This is a genomic window from Gordonia sp. GN26 (assembly GCF_054823965.1).
The window spans coordinates 22,886-44,370 of the sequence record NZ_JSYC01000170.1 but is presented as its reverse complement, the minus strand read 5'-3'; the positions used below and the strand labels follow the sequence as shown (position 1 = coordinate 44,370).

The following is a 21,485-nucleotide window of genomic DNA, read 5'->3' as shown; positions in this document are numbered from 1 at the left end:
CAGCACTTTCGGTAACCGGTCGCGCAGGGCAAGGGCTTCACCGACCCACTGATCGGCTTGGTAGCGGGTGATGGCGGCTTCGCGGCACACCCGGGTGACCATCTCGGTGTAGCGGTCGATGAAGAACCCGCCACTGGTGTGGATGACGAGTTGGTCGTAGACGGTGACGATCGATTCATACCGGCACCACGCCAGATACGCTTCGCCGTGGCGGATCGCCCGCAGCCGTTCCATGTGGGTTGCGGTAGAGGATGATTCGGGGTGGGCAGGATCGACCCCGGCGAGGAACCCGCCCGGAAGATCGGTCCACATGCCCACGCTGCCCCCACAACGTCTACAGCCCAACCTGGATGGCCGGATCTGTTACCAACCAATCTAGATCACCCCACCGACAAACACGGATCCCCATCCACAAGGGGCCGGTAGACAACACCCTGTGCGGCAGACGGTTACATCATTCTCGGTCGGTATCCGCCGCGGCGTCGAGCGCATCGCGAAGCGCTGCCCGCGAGGTGATCCCGAGTTTGGGGAACACCCGGTACAGATGCGACGAGACGGTGCGTGGCGACAGGAACAACCGCTCGGCGATCTGCGGGTTCGACAGACCCGACGCCGCAAGTCTCGCGACCTCGAGTTCCTGCGGGGTGAGTTTCGACCCGGACTGCGCCCGACTCATCCCCGTGGCACGCAGCTCGGTGTTCGCACGGTCCCCCCATGAACGAGCGCCGATGTCGGTGAACAACTCTCGCGCGGTGTCCAACTGATGTCGAGCATCACGAGACCGGCCCTGGCGACGAAGAACCTCACCGTATGCGAGGTGCACTCGACCGGTCTCGAAGGGCCACTGGTCCACGTCGGAGATCGCCAGTGTCTCCTCGTGTACCCGTACGGCCTCGTCGGGTTCTGACGCCATCGCCACACACAACCCGGAGATGAGAGCCAACCGCGACGAGATGTGTTCGAGGCCGGCCCTACGGAAGGCTTCGGCGTGGGCACGGGCGTCGTCGATCCGCCCGGTACGCACTGCGGCCTCGACGAGATCCGCTGCAGCCCAGACTGCCTCGGGATTGAACCGGTTGAGCTCACCGGGCGCGCACACCTCCGCGGCGTGGCGGTAGGCCGTCTCGAAGTCGGCGACTCCGAGTGCCGCCCTGGCCCTGGCGAAGTTGGCACACTTGACGAGCCGGTGCACCCGGCGCGGACCGGACCAGCCCCAGATCCGCTCGCAGTGTTCGATGGACTCGTCGAGGTCTCCGCGCTCCGCGGCAGCCATCGCCGCGGCATAGTGCCCCACCTGGGCCCACAACGGGTACCCGGTCTTCTCTGACAGTGCGATGAGCTCCGCGGCGGCATCCGACGCCGCCGAAAGCCGCGCAGCATAGAGATGGTCGAGGGCGAGGTAGATGAGACCGGGCATGCTCGATCCGACCGCCCCGCCGTCGCGGATGACCCGCGTGACGGACTCCCGACAACCGGGTAGGCGATCGACGTAGGAGGCGACCAGCGCGGTGCGGATCACGATGTCGGTGTCGGTCTCATCGCGCAGACGGTCGATCGCCGCGTCGAGGCGCCGCAGCTGCTCGTTGTCCATCGAACCGAGATCATGGTGGACGCGGGCCAGCGTGGCTGCGGATGCCGGTGACGGGTCGGGGAATCGCGCGACGAGGTCCATCAACGGCTGCCAGTACTCGCGACCGCCGAGATAGTCGGCTGCGAGGGTGAGAGTGAAGAGAGCGTCCTCGACGTCGCCGGTGCGCGGACCGTCGACGGATGTCGCGGCCTCGAGCGCCGGCATCAACATGGTGTACGCGGTGTCGGCGTCACCCTCGGTGACGAGGATGAGAAGCGCGGCCGCCGCAGTGGCGCCGATAGGTTGACCTCCGGGAACTCCCTTGATCGCGTGCAACAGTTCATGAGAGGTGTCGAGTTCACCGGCGATCCAGGCGGCCACATAGGCGGCCTGCGACAACCGCCGCCTCCCCTCTTCGGCGTCCGGGCTCAGCTCCGCCGCCCGGCGCAACATCGCAACCGCGCCGCCGGGATCGCCTCGGCGCAAGCTGGTCTGGGCCGCCACCTCGACCACCGAGGCCACCGACTCGTCAGGCGTGGTCGTCGACTTCGCCAAGTGGACACCACGGCGGTCGGGGCGGTCGACCAGCACGTCCGCGAGGCGCCGGTGCGCGGCGCGGCGCTGCTCTGCGGTGGAACCGTCGACCACCGCCGACCTGACCAGCGGATGCCGGAACCGCATCGTGTGATCGTCCTCTGCGACGATCACCAGGTGATCGCGTTCGGCCGGGGCCAGGTCGTCGAATCCTTCGGGCGCACCTGCTGATTGGAGGATGCGGAGATCGCCAGAACCCTCGAGGGCGGCCAGCAGGAGCAGATCGCGGGTCCGCTCGGGTAGCCGACGGATCCGAGCGCTGAAGAGTGCGTTGACATCTCGGGCCGGCCCACCCACCCAGCCGGCGCGCTCACCCGATGCGCCCGTGGTCCCGGCGAACTCGAGCAGTGCGAGCGGATTGCCCTGCGCGTTGTCGGCCACCGACGACAGCACTCTTCTGGGCAGATGAGCGAAACGACGCGTGAGAAGGCGGAGGGAGTCCGCATCCGTCAGTGGGGCGACATCCAGTTCGGCGACGCCGGTCGGCCGGAATGCACCGTCGGGTCCCGACCGCCGGGCCGCGAGAACTCCGATCCGCCGCCCGTGCACCCGCCGGGCGATGAAGCCGATCGCGGCGATGCTCGGTTGATCCACCACGTGCAGATCATCGATCACGAGTAGAAGAGGATCGTCGGCCGCGGCCTCGGCGAACAAACCCAACGCGGCGTTCAGAACCGCTATCTGACTGGGCGCGTCACCGTCTCCGAGACCCAACGCCACATCGAGAGCCGCGCGCTGGGACTCCGGTAGACGGTCGAGCTCGGCCGCCAGCGGGAGGACCAGCTGATGCAGGACGGCGAAACCGAGCTCGGACTCGAATTCGATACCGCTCCCGCGGATGACGCGCATACCCGCGTCCACTGCGGTGTCAACGGCGGCGTCGAGCAGCGCGGTCTTGCCGACTCCGGGATCGCCGGTGAGCAGCAAGGCGGCGCCATCGTTCCGAGCGTCGTCGAGAAAGTGTCGGAGCGCGGCGAGTTCGGCGTCCCGCCCGACCAGCCCCGGTCGCGCATCACCCATGGCTGCCATTCCCCGACCTGTTCCCGTCCTACCCGAAGACCACGTCCTGCCGCTGTCCAGATCGCAGTATCCCACCGGAACCAGGTGATCGAATCCGTGCCACCACGTCGTCCCGCGAGCTAGCGGGGTCGGCCCACTTCCCGCGGCGGATGTCCGTATCCGCGAGGCGCATTCGCGGCGTCGGCGGTCTCCACCGCGGTGACGGCACCCGACGACGCGAGCACCACTCCCCCGCCGACCGCCGCGGCGAAGGCGACGATCGCGACCGGTCCCCAGCCCGCGCGCGTGACGTCGCCGAGGAAGGCGATGCCGACCGCGCCCGGGAGGACCGTCTGCCCGACGACGAGCGCTGCCGCGGCACCGTTCACCGAGCCGGTCTGCAGTGCCACGGTGAACAGGTAGAAGCCGCCGATGCCGCTGAGCAACAACGCATACAGGGCCGGGTCGGTGAACAGGACGGTGAGGTCGAGGGGGTCGACGCCATCGAGGATGCGGGATGCCACCGCCATCACACCGAACACCGCGCCGGCGATGAGCCCGGTGACCGTGGCGATGTGGGTCTGCAGGCGCCGCATCACGATCAGACCGACGAGGATCAGCGCGGGACCGGCGACCAGTACGGCCCACCGCATCCACGCGGTGTGGTCCACTCCTTCGCGGCCGGCCGACACCGCCAGCAGGATCAGCGACGCCACGACCACCGCACCGGCGATCCAATCACGCATGGTGAGACCGACTTTCAGCACGACCATGGCGAGCAGCGCCGTGGCGACCAGCCGGGCCGAGATGATGGTCTGCGACAGGAACAGCGGGATGAGCCGCGCCGACATGATCGTCGCGACGAACCCGATGATGTCGAAGACGAACCCCACCAGGAACGGCACCGTCAGCATCGTCAGCGCGGTGGACTTCAGCGACGGGTGCGCCGCCGCCGATCGTCGCCGCTCCTCACGGATGGCCGCGCGCTGCGAGACCTGCTCGGCGCCGAGCGCCTGCAGTACGGCCGCGGCGGCGAACGCCAGCGCGCCGATCACCGCGATGACGATCCCGCTGGTCATGACGCCGGCTCAGATCACCGAGGCGTGAGGACGTCGGTGCCGACGAACTTCGCGAGCTCCGGCGGCAGTTTCACCGAACCGTCGGGCTGCTGGTGGTTCTCGAGGATGGCCACCAGCCAGCGGGTCGTCGCGAGCGTGCCGTTGAGCGTCGCCGCGGTCTGCGGCTTCCCGTTCTCGTCGCGGTAACGGATCGAGAGGCGGCGAGCCTGGAACGTCGTGCAGTTCGACGTCGACGTGAGCTCACGGTAGGTGTTCTGCGTGGGAACCCATGCCTCACAGTCGAACTTGCGCGAGGCCGACGAACCGAGGTCGCCACCGGCGACGTCGATGACGCGGTAGGGCACGTCGATCGCGGCCAGCATGTCCTTCTCCCAGCCCAGCAGACGCTGGTGCTCGGCCTCGGCGTCCTCGGGCTTGCAGTAGATGAAGCCCTCGACCTTGTCGAACTGGTGCACGCGGATGATGCCGCGGGTGTCCTTGCCGTAGCTGCCGGCCTCGCGGCGGAAACAGGTCGACCAGCCGGCGTAGCGCTTCGGTCCGTCGGACAGGTCCAGGATCTCGTCCATGTGGTACCCGGCGAGCGGCACCTCCGAGGTGCCGACCAGGTACAGGTCGTCGTCCTTGTCGAGGTGGTAGACCTCGTCGGCGTGGGCGCCGAGGAAGCCGGTGCCCTCCATGACCTCCGGACGCACCAGGACGGGCGGGACCATCAGCGTGAAGCCGTTGGCGGCAGCCTTCTGCGCGGCCATGTTGAGCAGGCCGAGCTGCAGGAAGGCGCCCTGGCCGGTGAGGAAGTAGAACCGCGAACCCGACACCTTGGCGCCGCGCTCCATGTCGAGCAGACCGAGCGACTCACCGAGCTCGAGGTGATCCTTCGGGTTCTCGATCTCGCGGGGCTCACCCACATGCTCGAGGACCACGTAGTCGTCCTCGCCGCCCGCGGGAGCCTCCGGCGCGACGATGTTGGAGATCGCGCGGTGCGCCTTCGCGGCGGCCTCGTCGGCCTCGGACTGACGCGCGACCGCGGCCTTGACCTGCTCGGCGAGCTCTTTGCCCTTGGCGAGCAGCGCCTGCTTCTCGTCACCCTGCGCCTTGCCGACCTGCTTTCCGAGAGCCTTCTGCTCGGATCGCAACGTGTCGGCGTCGACGATGGCCGCACGACGGGCCGCGTCGGCATCGAGCAGGGCATCCACCAGGCCGGGGTCCTCGCCGCGGGTGCGCTGCGAAGCACGGACCAGATCCGGGTCGTCACGAACAATCTTCAGGTCGATCACGCCTTCAAACCCTACTGGAGCGCGCGATGCGAACCCGATCACGCCACCGAAGTGAAACCCGGGCCCGGCCCACGGTCAGCTCCAGAGCGCCCGGAGATCGTCGCGACCGAACATCGCGGCGGCATCGGCGGCCGACGGGGTACCGCCGTGCGGGTCGGCCCCGGCGTCGACGAGCAACCGGACCACATCGTCGAATCCCTTGAAGACCGCACCGGCCAGCGGGGTCTGCCCGCGGTCGTTGGCGAGGTCGGGATCGGCGCCGCGCGACAGCAGGGCCGAGACCGCCGTCGCGTGCCCGTGATAGGCCGCGAGCATCAGCAATGAGTCGCCCGACTGGTTGCGCAGGTTCACCGGCACCCCGGCGTCGACGTAACCGCCCAGTGTGGCGGCGTCGCCGGCGCGGGCCATCTCGAACAGTCGGGTGGCCAGTTCGACCAGCTCGGGATCCGGTGTGGCGTCGGGGCCGGGCACGGGAGAGGAATCGGCGGGCATTCCCGCGAGTGTAGGCAGCCCTCGCCGGCGCGACCCGGTGTCCGCATCGGCTGATGCGGGTGTGCCCGACCGGATCGACCAGGCATGATGGATCCCGATGAACGAGCCCGACCCTGATCGCGACCAGCCCGACCACGTCGCGCACGACGCCGTCGACGACGACTTCACCCCCGTCGACCCGGCCGAACCGCACGACGAGCCGGCCCAGGCCGCCACCCGCCCCCCGCGGTCCGCCACGCGCAACCCCGTCTTCGTCGTGCTGGCCGCGATCGTCGTCGGTGCACTCGTCGCCGGCGGTATCGCCTTCGCGATGGGAGTCTTCGACGACTCCGGCAGCGTCGGCGGCAGCAAGGTCGGGGAAGGTGAACGCCTCGTCCAGAACGCCTTCACCCAGTCGGTGGCCGGTGACTGTCTGGACTGGCCCGAGGGCAACCCCGGACAACCGACCGCGGTCGAATGCGCGCAGAAGCACCGCTTCGAGGTGGCCGGCGGCATCGACACCTCCCTCATCCCCGGCGTCGAGTTCGGCGAGGACGCGCTGTGGCCCGGGCCCGATCGCTTCGCCGCCATCCGCGACGAACAGTGCCCGGTCATCGTCGATCAGTACCTCGACGGCCGCCTCGACCCGCAGGGCCGCTTCTCGGTCGGCATGATGTACCCGTCGCAGGCCCAATGGGACAAGGGCGCCCGGCAACTCCGTTGCGGAATCCAGGAGGACGGCGCCGACGGTCAGCCCGTGCAGTTCTCCGGCCGCGTCGCCGACCAGAACCAGTCGTACGTGTGGCCCGAGGGAACCTGCATCGGCATCGACCAGGAGAACCGCAACCCCACCGGGTTCCCGGTGAACTGCGCCGAGCCGCACGCCTTCCAGACCACCGGCATCGTCGACCTCGCGGTCCGCTTCGGCGACCGGATGTCGAACAAGCCGTGGCCCGCGACCGGCGCCCAGAACAACTACCTCGGCACGATCTGCCCGAAACAGGCCGAGCGCTTCGCCGGTGGCGCAGATGCCCTCGACAAGACCACTCTCAACGTGCAGTGGTCGGTCCTCAGCGAGCCGAGCTGGCTCGCCGGCAGCCGAAAGGTGGTCTGCTACCTCGGTCTGCCCGACAAGCGCGGCGGGTTCGCCACCCTCGTCGGTGACGCCAAGGACGGAGCGCTGCTGATCAACGGCAAGGCGCCCGTCCCGCCGCCCGCCGCTCCGCCCGGTCGCGCTCTCCCGACGCCGGTGCCGCTCCCGCCGGGAATCGCGCCGAACCCCGACCAGGCCCCCGCCCCGGCGGGCTGACCCATGGCCGTACCGATGTCCGACGACGAGTTCGACGGGCTGGTCTCCGACGCACTGGACACCATCCCGTCAGACCTCACCAGCGCCATGAACAACGTCGTCATCCTCGTCGAGCCGTACAACCCCGAGGAACCCGACATCCTCGGGCTCTACCAGGGTGTGGCGCTGACCCTGCGCGACCACGACTACGGCGGATTCCTGCCGGACACGATCACGATCTACCGGGACCCGATCCTGGCCATGTGCAATTCGCGCGACGAGGTGGTGCACGAGGTCGCGGTCACCGTCATGCACGAGATCGCCCACCACTTCGGGATCGACGACGCCTGGCTACACGCCAACGGCTGGGGCTAGAACCCGCCCCGGAACCCCAGGTCAGATGGGATGTTTCATCGTGGCCGGAATGCGGAATACCGAGATCCCGATGTCCAGCCCACATCCAGGAGTTCCGCCATGTCCACCGACGCCATCGTCATCCTGAAGGACGACCACAAGGAGATCCGCAAACTCTTCCGCGACTTCAGGTCCCAGGGCCCGAACGCCACCAAGACCAAGGGCAAGATCGTCGACAAGATCATCGAGGCCCTCACCGTGCACACCTACATCGAGAACGAGTGCATGTATCCCGAGATCCGCAAGCGTGTGCCCGATCTCGAGGACGACATCCTCGAGTCCTACGAGGAGCACCACGTCGCCGACGTCCTCGTCGTCGAACTGGCCGCGCTGAAGCCGGATTCCGAGCGGTTCGACGCCAAGACGACCGTGCTGATCGAGAACGTCGAGCACCACATCGAGGAAGAAGAGGACGAGTGGTTCCCGAAGGTGCGGGAAGCCCTCGGCCGCAAGGATCTCCAGGAGATCGGTGAAGAGATGCTCCGACTCAAGGAGAAGGCACCACGACGCCCGTCTCAGCCGTCGGCGTTGAAGAAGACGGTCGACGCGATCATCAAGTAGCTAGCCCATGGGGTCGTCGACCAGCGGCTCGTCGACCCGTTCGAACGGTGCGGTCTCGGCTCCCCAGCGGTGGCAGACCCAGATGCCGTCGGAGTACTCGAGTTCGATCGAGCCGGTGTTACCGAGGTGCGTCGCCGCGGCGAATCGCGAGTCGATGCCGGCCAGGCGCGCCGCGATGAGGCGGATCGCCGCACCGTGGCTGACCAGGAACACATCGCGCGGTTCGGTTCCGGTCAGGTACGAGCGGGCGAGGTCCTCGACCGTCGGGATGTAGCGGTCGTAGACCATGGCGAGCGACTCCCCGCCGGGGATGCGCACGTCGAGGTCACCGGCATGCCACTTCTCCATGACGTCGTGGAAGACGTCGTGGGCCCCACGGTCGCTGCGATCCTCGAGCTCACCGGCCTGGACCTCGTGTACGCCGTCGACGGCCTCGGTGTGGACGTCCCACACCGTGCTGATCAGTTCGGCGGTCTGCCGGGCGCGCCGGGCCTCCGAGCTGAACAGGACCGCCTCGCGTTCCGGTCGATTCTCCAGACCGAATCGAACACCTTGTCGCGCTCCGAAATCGGTGAGCGCGGCGCCCGGCAGCGCGGTGTCGAGCCGGCGCATGACGTTCGCGGTGGTCTCACCGTGCCGGACGAGATGCAGGCGCGCCATCAGACCTCTCCCTGTCGCAGCGATTCGATCCAGGCCAGCGACTCGGCGTGGTCGGGTGGCGCCGATCCCGTCGTCCGTACCGCGGGCCACGAGCCGAGGTAGACGACCCGTTCGCACCGGCGGTGCAGCGCCGCAAGGGCTTCCGCGACCGCGGCGTCGTCGATGTGGCCGACGGCGTCGAGGAAGAACCGGTAGCGCCCGGCGATGGCCCGGCCTTCCGCCTCGTCGCGCTGCGGTCGGGATTCGATGCGCGTGAGATCGATGCCCCGCGAGGCGAATTCGTTCATCGCATTCATCAGGCTGCCGGGCTCGTTGGACAGGTCGAGGATCACCGACGTGCGGTCGGTGCCGGTCCGGCGCGTCGGGGCCGCGGGGCGTCCGAGGACCAGGAAGCGCGTGGTGGCCTCCTTGGCGTCGCAGATGCCGTCGGCGATCACAGTCAGGCTCGACAGTCCCGCCGCGAGGCCGGTCGTCACCGCGGCGTCGGCCTTGCCGGACGCGACGTCCAGCGCGGCGGCGGCATTCGATCCGGAGGTGACGAACTCCGCGTTCGGGAAGAGCTCGGCCACGGACTGCCGGACCTGCGCGGCGGCCACCGGATACGCCGCGATGGTGCGGACGTCCTCCGGGGCGAGCGGGCCGTTCGCGGCGATCGCGAACGCGATGTCGAGGACGGTCTCGGCGAACACCTGCACGCGCCCGTCGGTGGACCGCGCCGGCGGTACGAGGGCGTCCATCGTCACCGGGACCGATCCCTCGAGCGAACTCTCGATGGGCACACAACCGTAGTCGGCCTCGCCGCTGCGCACCATCGCGATGGCGGCAGCCGGGCTCGAGGCGTCGAGCTTGGTCACGTCACCCGAGAGGTCGAGACCCCCGAGTGCGGGGTCATGGGCGGCGATGGCCGCGTCGAGTGCCATCTCGGTGAAGGTTCCGGGCGGGCCGAAGTAGGCGATCACAGGCACCACACGAGCCTAGTGGACGCGCGTGACCACACCGGACAGGCCGCAAGGCCCGGAAGCCGACGGTCCGAGGACCCATTGACGATCGCGCCACCCGTATTTAGGTTAGGGTTACCTTTCAAGAGCCGACGAGCACCGCAGCCGCCCGCGCCGACCGGAGAGACAACATGACGCGTACGACGACCGACCGACCCACGGATGCCGAGATGATCCAGACGGCCTGCCGCCGAGGGGGCTCCGCCATCCTCGCCATCGAGGGCGCCGACACCACTCCGATCGACGTCATCCATCTGTTCGAGTCACAGGCCTTCGTCCTCGTCCCCACCGACGGCGAGGCAATGGCGGCCGTCCGCGGCGCCGAAGGCACACCCGCGATGCTCGAGGTCACCGACTGGGCGCCCATCGACCTGCGCGAACGAGTCCGTTCGGTCATCTGGCTCAACGGCACGCTCCACGAGGTCCCCCGCGACCTCGAACGCGACCTCGCCATCGAGATCGCCGGCGAACACCCCGACGACGGCCTGCTCGACATCGGCCACGGTGCGTCGATGCTCCGCCTCCAGGTCGATTCCGCAGTGCTGGCATCGAGTTCCGGCGCGACGTCGGTGCCGGCCGCCGAACTGGCCGACGCCCAACCCGATCCGTTCTGGGAGTGCGAGGCCGGCTGGCTCGAACACCTCGACGCCGACCACGCCGACCTCGTCGGTCAGCTGGCCCGCAAGCTGCCCACCGACCTGCGCCAGGGCCGCGTACGTCCTCTCGGCCTCGACCGTTTCGGCATCCGCTTCCGGATCGAGGGCCTCGACGGCGACTCCGACGTCCGCCTTCCGTTCCCCCGCCCGGTAGCCGACGTCTTCGAGCTGTCCCGGGCTCTCCGCAACCTCGCGGGTTGCCCGTTTCTGAATTCGATGCCCGACTGACGCTCGCACCTCAGGGAGCGAGGGGTTCTAGGCTGACCGGCATGCCTCTGTGCGAGTACCTGCGGCCGTCGCCCCACGACCTCCCGGTCGTCACCGACCGCGTCGAGCGTCGCGGTCTGATCGCCGAACTCGTCATCGTCGGCGTCCTGACGTTCGCGTTCTCCGCGGTCTCCGCCGCGCTCGCACTCCTCGAAGCCCAGTTGGCCGGCGGCATCGGCGGGACGACCGTCGCCCTCAACCCCAGCCGCTCCGACCTCGCCCTCATCGACGCCGCACGTCAGGTCCTGAGCATCCTGCGACTGTTCGCTATCGCCGCGCTCGGCGTGTACCTGCTGTGGCGCAGCGGACTCGGGCTGTCGCGCGTCGGGCTCGGCCGCTGGACCCCGCGCCGCGACGTGCCCGCGGGACTCGTCCTCGCCGCCGTCATCGGCATCCCCGGTCTCGCGCTGGTCGCGGTCGCCCGCGCCTTCGGACTCAACGCGAGTCTCGTACCCAGCCAGGCGGACACCTGGTGGGAATGGCCCGTGCTCATCCTCATCGCGATCGGCAACGCGGCCGCCGAGGAGATCGTGGTGGTCGCCTACTTCATCACCCGACTCCGCCAGCTCGGCGTCTCGGACACCCGGTCGCTCGCCGCCAGCGCTGTCCTCCGCGGCGGCTACCACCTGTACCAGGGCTTCGGCGCCGGTCTCGGCAACGTGGTGATGGGCGTCGTCTACGGCCGCTTCTACCAGGTCACCGGCCGCGCCTGGCCACTCGTCATCGCCCACGGCGTCATCGACGTCGTCGCCTTCATCGGCTACGCGCTGCTGCGCGATCACCTCTCCTGGGTCGGCTGATCCACGGAACCGGTCAGTCGCGTGCCTCGGTGTGCTTACCCGAACCGGTGGCACGGGCCAGACCGAAGAGCGCCAGACCGACGAGCATCAGAATGCCTGCGCGCAACCAGGTCTCGGCACTCTGCTGGGTCAGCAGCACGATGCATGTCACGATCGCCAGCACCGGCACGATCGTCCACGCCCGGAAGTGATCGGTGTCGGCGCGGTCGCGTCGGAGCACCAGAACCGCGATGTTGGTGCTGAGGAAGACGAACAGCAGCAGCAGAACGACGGTCTCGGCGAGCGCGGCCACCGAACCGGTCGCCGAGAGCACCATCGCGATGGCGGTGGTGGCAATGATCGACGCCCACGGCGTACGACGACCCGGCAGGACCTTCGCCAGTGCCGAGGGCAGCAGTCCGTCGCGGGCCATCCCGAACGTCAGACGCGACGCCATGATCATCGTGAGCAGCGCACCGTTGGCCACCGCGATCAGGGCGATCAGCGAGAACAGCTTGTCGGGTACACCGACGTCGGCGATGGAGACCACCTCGAGCAGCGGACCCGACGAGCCGGCGAGCTCATCCGGCGCCACCACGATCGAGACCGCGAGGCCCACGAGCACGTAGACGACACCCGCGGTGATGAGCGCGCCGAACAGTGCCTTCGGGTAGACCCGCCGCACGTTGCGGACCTCCTCGGCCACGTTCGCCGACGTCTCGAAGCCCACGAACGAGTAGTAGGCGAGCAACGCCGCACTCAGCACCGCCAGCGCGGGGGTCGTCGAACTGTCGAACTCGAACACGCGATGCGGTTCGCCGTCTCCCCGGCCGAGGACAACCGCGGCCAGGACGACGACGAGCACCAGACCCGACACCTCGACGACCGTCATCACGACGTTCGCGCGCACCGACTCGCTGATGCCACGCGCATTGAGTGCCGCGATCGCGAGCAAGAAGACGAGGGCGGTGGCGGTCGTGGGCACGTTCAGGAAGGTCTTGAAATAGTCACCGGCGAACGCCAGCGCCAGACCCGCGGCGCTCGTGACACCGGCGGCCAGCATGCAGAACCCCACCAGGAACGAGACCAGCGACGACCGGTAGGCCTGCTGCGCGAAGACCGCGGCGCCGCCGGCCTGGGGGTATTTGGTGACCAGCTCCGCATACGACCCCGCCGTCAGCAGCGCCATGACCAGGGCCACCACGAGCGGCACCCAGATGGCCCCGCCGACCTCGCCGGCGATCTCGCCCACAAGTGCATAGATGCCGGCGCCCAGCACGTCGCCGAGGATGAACAGGAACAGCATCTTGCCGGAGATCGCGCGCCGGAGCGGAGTGCGATCGTCACCGGTCTCGGTGTCGGGCCGTGCGGCCACATCGTCGGTCATGGCGACCCGGATACCCCGTCGCGGGCCGATCATTCCTGTGATCTGCGTCGAATCCGTGCCGAACACCGGTGGATGCGTACATTGGTTGGGATGAACGAGCAGGACCCGCCGATCATTCGGCGCGGTCGACCGGGGCCACAGGTACCGCCCGGGCGGCCGGCGGGGGGCATACCACCACGTCAGGGGCCTCCGCCCGGTGCACCCCACCGCCCCCATCCGCAGGGTCCCGCTCCCGCCGCACACCCCCAGGCCATGCCGCGAATCCCCGCGCAGGGTCCCCCACCGCGTCGGGCGCCCGGCCCTGCCCCGGCAGCCGGCCCCGCCCCGGGTAAGGGCGCTGCACCGGGCCAGTACGCCCCCACCCAGAAACCCGAACCGATCCCGGCCGGCGAACGCCGAGGTGACCGCGGCCGGTCATCGACGCGTCCGCCCGCACCGCCCGCACCGCCCGCCGCCGGTCCCCCGCCCGCCGCCAAGCCGCCGCGTCCCCGGCGTCGTCGCAGGCGCTCACTGCGGGTCGGCAAGATCCTGCTGATCCTGCTGCTCGTGTTCGTACTCGGCAGCGCCGGGCTGCTCTTCTACTACGACTCGCGTCTCGACCGCATCGACGCGCTCCCCGCGTACGCCGGGCGGCCGTCGGACACACCCGGTACCAACTGGCTCATCGTCGGCACCGACTCCCGCTCCGACCTGTCCGACGACCAGCGCACCAACCTGTCCACCGGCGACGCCGACGGCTCACGCACCGACACGATCATGCTGGTGCACAACCCACCCGGGAACGGGAAGGCGACGGTCGTCAGCATCCCGCGCGACCTCTACGTCGAGATCCCCGGAAACGGCAGCCTGAAGGTCAACGCGTCGTACAACATCGGCGGTCCGCAGCTGCTGGTGCAGACCGTCGAGAACCTGACCGGAATCCACATCGACCACTACGCGGAGATCGGCTTCGGCGGTTTCGACACCCTGGTCGACGCCGTCGGCGGAGTCGACATGTGCATCGACCAACCGCTCAACGACCCCAAGGCCGGACTCAGACTGTCGAAGGGGTGCCACCACCTGAACGGGCGCCAGGCGCTCGGCCTCGTCCGGACCCGCGCCTTCCCTCGTGCCGATCTCGAGCGCGTCATCAACCAGCGGAAGTTCCTCGCCGCCTTGGTCTCCCGCGCGACCAGCCCGGGCGTGCTGTTCAATCCGTTCCGGCTGTTCGGCTTCATCGGCGGCGCCATCGACTCCCTCACCGTCGACGAGCGCGACCACATCTGGAATCTGGCCTCGCTGATGTTCGCGCTCCGCGACCCGGTGACAACCACCACACCCACGGGCGAGAGCATCTACACCGATGACGGTCTGGCACTACCGGTCACGGAGACCACCGAGCAGTTCTTCGGCCTCCTCCGCGCAGGTCAGCCCATCCCCGACGAATTGCTCGTCGACGCCGGGTGACCAGGGGTGGCCAGGCTGCCCAAAGACAGGTCAGACTTGCCTTAGTTAGCCTGAACTTGCTGGTAGAAGGCACTTTTCGGCACCTACGATGGGCGCATGACCGAATTCACGAAGTTCCACCAGCTGCTGCACGATCAGATCGGCAACGAGTTCTACGCCTCGCAGCAGTACATCGCGGTCGCCACCTACTTCGACAACCACGACATGCCCCAGCTGGCGAAGCTCTTCTACAGCCAGGCCGTCGAAGAGCGCAACCACGCCATGATGATCGTGCAGTACTTCCTCGACCGGGACATGGAGGTCGAGATCCCCGGCGTCTCCGCCCCGAACAACAAGTTCGAGGACTACAAGGCACCGATCAATCTCGCTCTCGAGCAGGAGAAGACGGTCACCCAGCAGATCGTCGATCTCGCCAAGTCGGCCCGTGACACCGGCGACTACCTCGGCGAGCAGTTCATGCAGTGGTTCCTCAAGGAGCAGGTCGAGGAGGTCGCGACCATGACGACCCTGCAGACCATCGCCGACCGGTGCAAGGGCAATCTGTTCGACCTCGAGAACTTCGTCGAGCGCGAGTTCAACAGCGCCACAGCCGACGATCCGACCTCGCCCCCCGTTGCCGGAGGCAACATCTAGGCACGAGCCCTCACACGATTTCGGCGGCGCGACTTCACCCGAAGTCACGCCGCCGAAACGGTTTTCAGATGTTCGTGCTCAGCGCAGGGTGACCTGGCGGCCGCGGATGCCGTCGCGCGAGCTCCGCTCGGCGATCGTCAGCTCCGAGGTGTCGGCGAGCGCCTCGCCCAGCCACTGATCGAGCTGGTTGAGACCCGCCTGCCACTCCTCGTGGTGCATCTCGTTGTCGAGGTCGAAGACCGGGACCAGCAGGCCATGGGTGCGGAACGACCCCGCGAAACGCGAGCCCTCGCCCATCGTCAGACGGCCGGCCGCATGGAGGCGGGCCATCGCGGCCATGAGGTCGTCCTCGGGCTCGGGGCGAATCCAGCGCAGATGTGCCCGCTCGCCGGCATCGACCCACCACGGGGCGCCCGAACCGCTCTCGACGACGAGGCGCGCGGTCGGCAGCACGGACTCGTTCGCGCGCTCGAACATCGGCGCGATCTCGGCGGGCACCTCGGTGCCCTCCGGGAACCACCACGAGAAGTCCTGGTGCACGGTGATGTCCAGGATTGCGTCGGCCTTCAACACCTCGTCGAGCGAGGGCGATTCGTCGGCGGACTCGAGGTCGAACTCGCTGCCGGCCTCGGCGTGCGCGGCCCACGCGATGGCGGCCGCCAGCTCGACGGCCGGCGCCATGCGATCCGGCTCGGTCTGCAGACCCACCAAACCCTCTGTGGCGCCGTTGGATTCACGTGCCAATGCCGGACCGGCACCCGGCAGGATCGTCACGAGGGAGACGTCGTTGCGCGTGTCGGCGGGTTCCGTCAGTTCGAGACGCGCGGTCGCCGATGCGACGAAGGTCCGCAGTGCGACGAAATCGCATTCGGAGGCCAGTCCCGCGAAGGGACGCGGCGGCGGTGCCATCGACGCCGCCTGCCGAGCCTTACGAGCGGCGACCCGCTCGGCGCGATTGCTTCCCGGGCGGGGTCCACTGCCCCGCTTGCTCTTCTTGCCCATCGGTCCACTCTCTCACGAGCCGCTCGCGGCGCCGAGAAGCCCGGGCAGGTGCAGAGCCGCGCTCAGTCGACGGTCACCAGCCAGTCACGGACCTTGGCCGGGTGGTTGGTGGCGAGCCAGCGCACCCCGAGGTCGGCGCAGAGTTGGACGTCCACCAGTTCGTCGACGGTCCAGCAATACGTCACGCGTCCGGCCGCGGCGGCGCGGTCGACGAGATCGGGGTACTGCCGCAGGGTCATCACCGAGGGTCCGATCCCGGTGGCCCCGACGGCGGTCGCCGCACTGCCACCGAGCACGCGGGCGGTGTCGCCCAGCAGGATGGTCGGGAGCATCGGGGCATGGCGGCGGATACGCCAGACGCCGGCGGAGGAGAACGAGATGACCACGGCGCGACTGTGATCGGCCGACGGCGGGGTGGCCACGCCGAACTCGTGGAGGATCTCGAGGAGCTTCTGCTCGACGAGACTGCCGAACCGCACGGGGTGTTTGGTCTCGATGAACAACCGGACCGGCCGGCGCCAGTCCAAGGTGAGCGTGAGCAGCTCGCGCAGCGTCAGGATCGACGCGGGATCGCCCGCGGAATGCCAACTCCCGAAATCGAGTTCGCGGAGCTGGGCGAGCGTCATCTCGCTGACGATGCCGGAACCGTTCGACGTGCGGTCGACGGTCCGGTCGTGGACGCAGACGAGTTCGTGATCGGCGGTCAACCGGACATCGCATTCGAGTCCGTCCGCGCCCTGCGCGAGTGCGAGCTCGTATGCGGCCAGGGTGTGTTCCGGACGGTCACCGGAGGCGCCGCGGTGCGCGACCACCGCGGGCTTACCCGAACGCGACACCTTCTCGGCCGCGCCCACGTTCACACCTGAGTTCATCCGACCGCCACCCACCTTCTCTTCGGGACCGGGACCGCCGTGGCGGCGTCGAACAGCACCGGCACGCGGCGTGCCATCCAGAAGGCGAAGGCGGCCGAGACGGCCGCACTGAGGATCACCATGGCGAGCGCGTTGGCCCCGGTCTGCACCGAGTCCGACCCCCACGCGACGGCGCGGGCGATCAGCGCCAGCAGAGCTGTGACGGTGACGACCACCCACGCGACCCACAGCCGGCGGACGCGGCGGCCGACACGTTCGGCGTCGAGGGACGGATCGTGGGCCACGCGCAGGGCCACGACCTCGCCGAGCACGAGCGGTGCACCGACCAGGTTCACCAGCGGAACCCCCACCAGCAACCCCACCCACAGCGGACGCCTCGGGTCGAGGAGTCGGGCTTCCTCATAGGTACCGGCCCGCAGGTCCATCACCCAGCGGACGAAGGCGAGGGTCGCCCAGACGTAGGCCAGGAAGGCGGCCACACCCGCGAACACGATCAACCAGTCCGAGACCACGATCAGCGGGTCCGGGAGCGGCTGGGTGCGGTTGACGGCCAGCAGGATGTAGCGGACCAGATGGATGACCGCAGACGCCGCGAGCGCCGTGCCGGCCACGACGAGCGCGAACAGCAGGCGTGCCCGCGAGGAGTCGATCCGGTCGTGCGTCGCGTCGGCGGTCACCGGTTCGTCGTGCAGTCCCCAGGTCGGGATGTAGACGTAGCGCGGGATGAGACGCGGGCCGCGCGGGCCCGACGGTCCACGGCGACTGGGGATGGCCTCGGGAGGCCGCCGCGCGATCCAACGGACGTTGCGACCCCGGTACAGCCGGCCGGTCGGCGCCGTCCGGGGCGGTGCGGGGGTCACGGGGCGCGCGGGTGCGGACATCGCCCGAGCGGCATCGTCGACGACGCTCAGCGGGCCGCCACAGCGAGGGCAGTGCTCGCGCCCGGGGCGGTGCGGCGCCTGGATGCGGCACCGCGGACAGAGGTCGATCATCAGTGGGCGTCGCCCCCGCCGTCCCCGGTGCCGGTCTCGACGGGCTTGCCGTGCTCCTGCCACGCGAGCATTCCGCCGCGCACGCAGATCCCGTCGTACCCGACCTGCGCGAGATACTGCAGCACCCGCATCGAGCGTCCGCTCGAATGACACACCACATAGAGGTCGGCGTCGGGGTCGAGTTCGCCGAGTCGTCCCGGTATCTCGGCCATCGGGATGTGGACGGCGCCGCGGATGTGCCCGTTCGCCCATTCGTCGTCCTCACGGACGTCGAGCATCACCGCGTCGGCCGTCTGAGTGAAGTCGTCCGGCAAATCGGTCACCGGCACCTGCGTGATGTCGCCCATGGTCACGATTTCCATGGTGGCACAGTCGGGGCGCCGTCGGCGTCACGTCACCTCCACAGCCATTTCCGGCAGTGTTGTGAAGCTCACATTCGGAATCGTACAGACCGCCCAACGCGACCTATGCTGATCGTCATAGTTTTATCCACATGCCCCGGGCGGACAACTGTCCACAATCCACACCTCACCGTCAACCTGGGGATGAGGCTGTGGAAACTGTGGAAAAACCCTGGCCAAAGGCCTCGTCGATGTGACTGCGATCACTCGTTTGGACCAATGTGCGCGTAGGAAATTCACCAAACTGCAGTGGTCGCCCGGTGGTGCATTTTCTTTCCAGTGCACACACCTGTGGATAACGTGGGGACAAACCCTTGGGGAAACCCCCCGAACTGGGTCTGGTACTACCCGTCAGTCACGGTGTAAAAACCCGGTCCGCACCGCGGGGGCGCGGTCGATCGCGGCGATCACGCCCGACGTGAGGCTCTCGGCCAGACCGGAGACCGTCATCTGATTGCCCACCAGACGCGCGAGCAACGGTTTGGGTGCCTCGATGACCGTGATCTCTGCGTCGGGATACCGCTCGGCGACCACCGAACGCATGACGCCGATGCCGTCGACCAGGCCGAGTTCGGCCGCCCGACGCCCGACCCAGACGTCGCCGTTGAACAGCTCCTCGTCGGATGCCGTCAGCTTCTTGCCCCGACGCTGCCGGACCCATGCGATGAATGCCTCGTGCAGCTGCCCCTGGAGACCCTTGAGCCATTCGACGTCCTCGGCCACCTCGGGCGAGAAGGTGTCGAGCCGGGCCTTGTTCTCCCCGGTGGCGTACAGACGACGCTGCACGCCGAACCGGTCGAGCAGGGCCGAGAAGCCGAACCCCGAGGACACCACTCCGATGGAACCGACGATCGACGTGTGGGCGGCGAAGATCTCGTCCGCCGCGCACGCGACCCAGTAGCCGCCGGACGCCGCTACGTCCTCACAGAACGCCAGGACCGGTACGCCCTTCTCCGCGGACAGCTGCCGGATGCGCTCGGCGATGTACTCCGACTGCGCCGGCGAACCACCTGGTGAGTTGATCACGACGACGACGGCCTTGAGCCGGTCGGTGGCGAACGCCCGCTTCAGCACCGGCTCGACCGTGTCGGTGGTCAGCCCGTGCTTGCCCATGCCGGCTGCGCCGATCGGGCCGTCGAGTCGGACCACCGCGACGTGCTCGGCACGCGACTTCGCGAACTTCTTGCCCACCGCCGCCAGCGGTCCTGCAGTCATCTGCCCGAGTCTAATGGCGGCCAACCGCTTCCTGTTTCACGTGGGGCGCCTGCGCATTCCGCAGCGCACCGGGTGCACTGGCACCGTAGACTCTCCCGCGTGCAGGTCAGGTGGCTCCGCGCATTCCTCGATTTCCCAGCCGACGAGTTCGGTGCCGAAGTGACCTTCTGGCGCGCGATCGCGGGTAGCACTGTGTCGCCGCCCCGCGGCGAACACCGCGAGTTCGCCTCCCTCGAACCGTTCCACGGCGACCCCCACCTCCGGGTGCAACGGGTCGACGACGGTCCGGGCGGCGTCCACCTCGACATCCACACCGACGACCCGCACGCCGCAGCCGAGGAAGCCGTGGGACTGGGCGCGACGCTGAGCAACGACGCCGGCACCCACCTCGTCCTCCGATCCCCCGCCGGTTTCGTGTTCTGCCTTGTTCCGTGGGAGGGCGAGTCCACACGGTCGCGGCCCATCAGGTGGCCCGGCGACGCGATCAGCATCATCGACCAGTTGTGCATCGACATCCCCGCAGCCGACTTCGACGCCGAGGTCGCGTTCTGGACGGCGCTGACCGGATGGCCGCTCAAACCGCCCGGCTCCCGACCCGAACTCGTGGCCCTGCGCCGCGACCCGGCGATCACCATCGGAATCCTGTTGCAGCGCAGGCAATCCGATTCAGACGGCACGATGCCCGACGAGTCGTCACCGGCGACCGGGCACCTCGACCTCGCGACCAACTCGGTCCCCGACGAGGTGGCGCGCCATGAGGGCTGGGGCGCCCGCGCGATCGAGCACCATCCGCACTGGACGACGATGGTCGACCCGGTGGGACGCCCGTACTGCATCACCTCGCGTAATCCGCGGACGGGCGACTGAGAAACTCGCGCAGCCTTTCGACCTCGGCGTCGATCTCCCGCTCCTCGGCTTTCGAGACCTCACGCAGCATCTCGATGCGTACCCCGGCGTCGGCATCGAGATGCCATGTGCCGGCGAGGAATCCGTCGGCGAAGACGAAGCCGGGCGAGCGACCGTTGGGTGTCACGGTCCGCCGGAACAGCTCCGGGTCGGCGACCCGGGCGCGGTCGGCCGAGACGCCGATGACGTGGTCGAACGGCGCCACGAGCCTGGCCGGCGCGGGAGCGTCGGCGTCGGCGAGGCCAAGTCCGTCGAGGTCGTAGAGGATCTCGCCGTGCGGACCGGTCAGCCGGACCAGTTCCCAGTCGGCCTCCATTTTCTCGACGAGCGCCTTGAGTCCGGTCATGCCCGCCCACGTCTGGATGGCCTTGACGGTGGCAGGGCCGAAGCCGCGCAGGTACAGGCGGATCAGGTCTGCTCGCGCATCCTCGCCCTCGACCGCCGGTTCGCCCGGACCGGCCCATTCGTCGAACAACCGGTAGGTGGGCGCCCCGCGGCCCCGCCAGAGTCCGCGCGGCGGCACCTGGACGAGCGGGAGTCCGCAGCGGGCGATCCCGGTGAGCGTCGACGGGTTCTCTGCCGGATGCTGCAGCGCCAGTTGCTTTCCCAGGTCGGCGCCGGAGAGTTCGCGGCCGGCCAGGAGTTCGGCGGCATCGGCGATCACCCGCGAGGGATCGGCGTCGACCAGCCTCGGGACGTGCGCTTCGGCGATCTCACGCCGGAGGATCGGCTCGGCGAGCGGCCGTATCCACCGGGCGTCCTCGGCGTCGATGAGGAACACCGTGGAACGCAGCAACGCGATCCGCACGACCTCGCGCTCGGTGAGGAGTTCGTCGAGTTCGGCCGGGTCGAATCCTTCGATACGCGACCACAATCCGAAGAACGCCGCACGCGGGTCCTGGGATTGCAGCCCGACACACCGGTCCAGCACCTCGATCGCGTCCTCGTCGACGCGTTCCAACAGGTGCTGGCGGGACAGCAGGGTGCGATTCCACTGCCGCAGGGTGATCGGCTCGGACAC

21 protein-coding genes and 1 pseudogene are annotated in these 21,485 nt (G+C 68.7%); 8 read left to right on the top strand and 14 right to left on the bottom strand.

Annotation, left to right across the window (positions count from 1 at the left end; translation table 11 throughout):
* The 5 genes and pseudogenes from OK17_RS22115 to OK17_RS22095 form a co-directional block, all read right to left on the bottom strand.
* Positions 1–312, bottom strand: a pseudogene (locus OK17_RS22115) (HNH endonuclease); the annotation flags it as partial.
* A 142-nt stretch (positions 313–454) separates the two neighbouring features.
* Positions 455–3,193 carry an ATP-binding protein gene (locus OK17_RS22110; RefSeq protein ID WP_461418768.1) on the bottom strand — a complete coding sequence of 913 codons (2,739 nt, stop codon included), beginning with the start codon at positions 3,191–3,193 and terminating at the stop codon, positions 455–457.
* Between the two features lie 110 nt (positions 3,194–3,303).
* Positions 3,304–4,242 (bottom strand): EamA/RhaT family transporter, encoded by a 939-nt coding sequence (locus tag OK17_RS22105; protein WP_461418767.1) that lies wholly within the window; start codon positions 4,240–4,242, stop codon positions 3,304–3,306.
* Between the two features lie 14 nt (positions 4,243–4,256).
* The gene (gene serS, locus OK17_RS22100) at positions 4,257–5,516 is read right to left on the bottom strand and encodes a serine--tRNA ligase (protein WP_461418766.1); all 1,260 of its coding nucleotides are present in this window, start codon (positions 5,514–5,516) and stop codon (positions 4,257–4,259) included.
* Positions 5,517–5,591: 75 nt separating this feature from the next.
* A complete protein-coding gene (locus tag OK17_RS22095) occupies positions 5,592–6,008 on the bottom strand; it encodes an ankyrin repeat domain-containing protein (protein WP_461418765.1) in 417 nt (138 codons plus the stop codon).
* A gap of 97 nt (positions 6,009–6,105) precedes the next feature.
* Here OK17_RS22095 and OK17_RS22090 point away from each other — a divergent pair, with 97 nt between their 5' ends.
* The 3 genes from OK17_RS22090 to OK17_RS22080 all read left to right on the top strand — a co-directional run bounded on the left by OK17_RS22090 (position 6,106) and on the right by OK17_RS22080 (position 8,250).
* Entirely contained in the window at positions 6,106–7,296 is a 1,191-nt protein-coding gene (locus OK17_RS22090) for a septum formation family protein (RefSeq protein WP_461418764.1), read from the top strand.
* A gap of 3 nt (positions 7,297–7,299) precedes the next feature.
* A complete protein-coding gene (locus tag OK17_RS22085) occupies positions 7,300–7,650 on the top strand; it encodes a metallopeptidase family protein (RefSeq protein ID WP_461418763.1) in 351 nt (116 codons plus the stop codon).
* A gap of 99 nt (positions 7,651–7,749) precedes the next feature.
* Positions 7,750–8,250: a hemerythrin domain-containing protein gene (locus OK17_RS22080; RefSeq protein WP_006868056.1), complete on the top strand. Its 501-nt coding sequence runs from the start codon at positions 7,750–7,752 to the stop codon at positions 8,248–8,250.
* Here the strand turns inward: OK17_RS22080 and OK17_RS22075 are convergent, their stop codons facing one another.
* Together OK17_RS22075 and pheA are read right to left on the bottom strand one after the other, a co-directional pair.
* Positions 8,251–8,910, bottom strand: a complete 660-nt coding sequence (locus OK17_RS22075; protein WP_232717529.1) for a histidine phosphatase family protein — start codon at positions 8,908–8,910, stop codon at positions 8,251–8,253.
* Positions 8,910–9,878, bottom strand: a complete 969-nt coding sequence (pheA, locus tag OK17_RS22070; protein WP_461418762.1) for a prephenate dehydratase — start codon at positions 9,876–9,878, stop codon at positions 8,910–8,912. The genes OK17_RS22075 and pheA overlap by 1 nt, the downstream gene beginning before the upstream one ends.
* Before the next feature lie 161 nt (positions 9,879–10,039).
* On the opposite strand from pheA, the gene OK17_RS22065 reads away from it, so the two are divergent.
* On the top strand, positions 10,040–10,792 hold the full coding sequence (locus OK17_RS22065; protein WP_232717531.1) for a DUF2470 domain-containing protein: 753 nt from the start codon (positions 10,040–10,042) through the stop codon (positions 10,790–10,792).
* A 41-nt stretch (positions 10,793–10,833) separates the two neighbouring features.
* Positions 10,834–11,631, top strand: a complete 798-nt coding sequence (locus OK17_RS22060; protein ID WP_232717532.1) for a CPBP family intramembrane glutamic endopeptidase — start codon at positions 10,834–10,836, stop codon at positions 11,629–11,631.
* 13 nt (positions 11,632–11,644) lie between these two features.
* Here OK17_RS22060 and OK17_RS22055 read toward each other — a convergent pair whose 3' ends face one another.
* The gene (locus OK17_RS22055) at positions 11,645–12,997 is read right to left on the bottom strand and encodes an APC family permease (RefSeq protein WP_232717533.1); all 1,353 of its coding nucleotides are present in this window, start codon (positions 12,995–12,997) and stop codon (positions 11,645–11,647) included.
* 252 nt (positions 12,998–13,249) lie between these two features.
* Between OK17_RS22055 and OK17_RS22050 the strand changes: the two genes are divergently transcribed.
* On the top strand, positions 13,250–14,443 hold the full coding sequence (locus tag OK17_RS22050) for an LCP family protein (protein ID WP_461418761.1): 1,194 nt from the start codon (positions 13,250–13,252) through the stop codon (positions 14,441–14,443).
* 96 nt (positions 14,444–14,539) lie between these two features.
* The gene (locus OK17_RS22045) at positions 14,540–15,076 is read left to right on the top strand and encodes a ferritin (RefSeq protein ID WP_232718374.1); all 537 of its coding nucleotides are present in this window, start codon (positions 14,540–14,542) and stop codon (positions 15,074–15,076) included.
* Positions 15,077–15,154: 78 nt separating this feature from the next.
* Here OK17_RS22045 and OK17_RS22040 read toward each other — a convergent pair whose 3' ends face one another.
* From OK17_RS22040 to OK17_RS22020, 5 genes are all read right to left on the bottom strand, one after another.
* Entirely contained in the window at positions 15,155–16,078 is a 924-nt protein-coding gene (locus OK17_RS22040) for a DUF5926 family protein (protein ID WP_232718373.1), read from the bottom strand.
* A 62-nt stretch (positions 16,079–16,140) separates the two neighbouring features.
* Complete coding sequence (locus tag OK17_RS22035) at positions 16,141–16,950, bottom strand: glycerophosphodiester phosphodiesterase (RefSeq protein WP_006868046.1); 810 nt, start codon at positions 16,948–16,950, stop codon at positions 16,141–16,143.
* Positions 16,947–17,831: a DUF4328 domain-containing protein gene (locus tag OK17_RS22030; RefSeq protein WP_232718372.1), complete on the bottom strand. Its 885-nt coding sequence runs from the start codon at positions 17,829–17,831 to the stop codon at positions 16,947–16,949. Before OK17_RS22030 ends, OK17_RS22035 begins: the two co-directional genes overlap by 4 nt.
* Before the next feature lie 110 nt (positions 17,832–17,941).
* Positions 17,942–18,304 (bottom strand): rhodanese-like domain-containing protein, encoded by a 363-nt coding sequence (locus tag OK17_RS22025; RefSeq protein WP_232718371.1) that lies wholly within the window; start codon positions 18,302–18,304, stop codon positions 17,942–17,944.
* A 390-nt stretch (positions 18,305–18,694) separates the two neighbouring features.
* Positions 18,695–19,558, bottom strand: coding sequence for a S49 family peptidase (locus tag OK17_RS22020; protein WP_232718370.1), 864 nt, complete (start codon positions 19,556–19,558; stop codon positions 18,695–18,697).
* Positions 19,559–19,657: 99 nt separating this feature from the next.
* Here OK17_RS22020 and OK17_RS22015 point away from each other — a divergent pair, with 99 nt between their 5' ends.
* Complete coding sequence (locus OK17_RS22015; RefSeq protein WP_461418760.1) at positions 19,658–20,425, top strand: VOC family protein; 768 nt, start codon at positions 19,658–19,660, stop codon at positions 20,423–20,425.
* Here OK17_RS22015 and OK17_RS22010 read toward each other — a convergent pair.
* Positions 20,394–21,485, bottom strand: a complete 1,092-nt coding sequence (locus tag OK17_RS22010) for a winged helix DNA-binding domain-containing protein (protein WP_461418759.1) — start codon at positions 21,483–21,485, stop codon at positions 20,394–20,396. The two genes, OK17_RS22015 and OK17_RS22010, sit on opposite strands and share 32 nt — an antisense overlap.

Bases quoted from the DNA above. Each gene is read 5' to 3' on its own strand.
- OK17_RS22080 (WP_006868056.1), top strand. From the start codon at position 7,750: ATGTCCACCGACGCCATCGTCATCCTGAAGGACGACCACAAGGAGATC.
- OK17_RS22030 (WP_232718372.1), bottom strand. From the start codon at position 17,831: ATGTCCGCACCCGCGCGCCCCGTGACCCCCGCACCGCCCCGGACGGCG.
- OK17_RS22065 (WP_232717531.1), top strand. From the start codon at position 10,040: ATGACGCGTACGACGACCGACCGACCCACGGATGCCGAGATGATCCAG.
- OK17_RS22050 (WP_461418761.1), top strand. From the start codon at position 13,250: ATGCCGCGAATCCCCGCGCAGGGTCCCCCACCGCGTCGGGCGCCCGGC.
- OK17_RS22020 (WP_232718370.1), bottom strand. From the start codon at position 19,558: ATGACTGCAGGACCGCTGGCGGCGGTGGGCAAGAAGTTCGCGAAGTCG.
- OK17_RS22105 (WP_461418767.1), bottom strand. From the start codon at position 4,242: ATGACCAGCGGGATCGTCATCGCGGTGATCGGCGCGCTGGCGTTCGCC.
- OK17_RS22060 (WP_232717532.1), top strand. From the start codon at position 10,834: ATGCCTCTGTGCGAGTACCTGCGGCCGTCGCCCCACGACCTCCCGGTC.
- OK17_RS22025 (WP_232718371.1), bottom strand. From the start codon at position 18,304: ATGGAAATCGTGACCATGGGCGACATCACGCAGGTGCCGGTGACCGAT.
- OK17_RS22040 (WP_232718373.1), bottom strand. From the start codon at position 16,078: ATGGGCAAGAAGAGCAAGCGGGGCAGTGGACCCCGCCCGGGAAGCAAT.
- OK17_RS22075 (WP_232717529.1), bottom strand. From the start codon at position 8,910: ATGGCGCGCCTGCATCTCGTCCGGCACGGTGAGACCACCGCGAACGTC.
- OK17_RS22110 (WP_461418768.1), bottom strand. From the start codon at position 3,193: ATGGCAGCCATGGGTGATGCGCGACCGGGGCTGGTCGGGCGGGACGCC.
- OK17_RS22055 (WP_232717533.1), bottom strand. From the start codon at position 12,997: ATGACCGACGATGTGGCCGCACGGCCCGACACCGAGACCGGTGACGAT.
- OK17_RS22035 (WP_006868046.1), bottom strand. From the start codon at position 16,950: ATGAACTCAGGTGTGAACGTGGGCGCGGCCGAGAAGGTGTCGCGTTCG.
- OK17_RS22045 (WP_232718374.1), top strand. From the start codon at position 14,540: ATGACCGAATTCACGAAGTTCCACCAGCTGCTGCACGATCAGATCGGC.
- OK17_RS22095 (WP_461418765.1), bottom strand. From the start codon at position 6,008: ATGCCCGCCGATTCCTCTCCCGTGCCCGGCCCCGACGCCACACCGGAT.
- OK17_RS22090 (WP_461418764.1), top strand. From the start codon at position 6,106: ATGAACGAGCCCGACCCTGATCGCGACCAGCCCGACCACGTCGCGCAC.
- OK17_RS22085 (WP_461418763.1), top strand. From the start codon at position 7,300: ATGGCCGTACCGATGTCCGACGACGAGTTCGACGGGCTGGTCTCCGAC.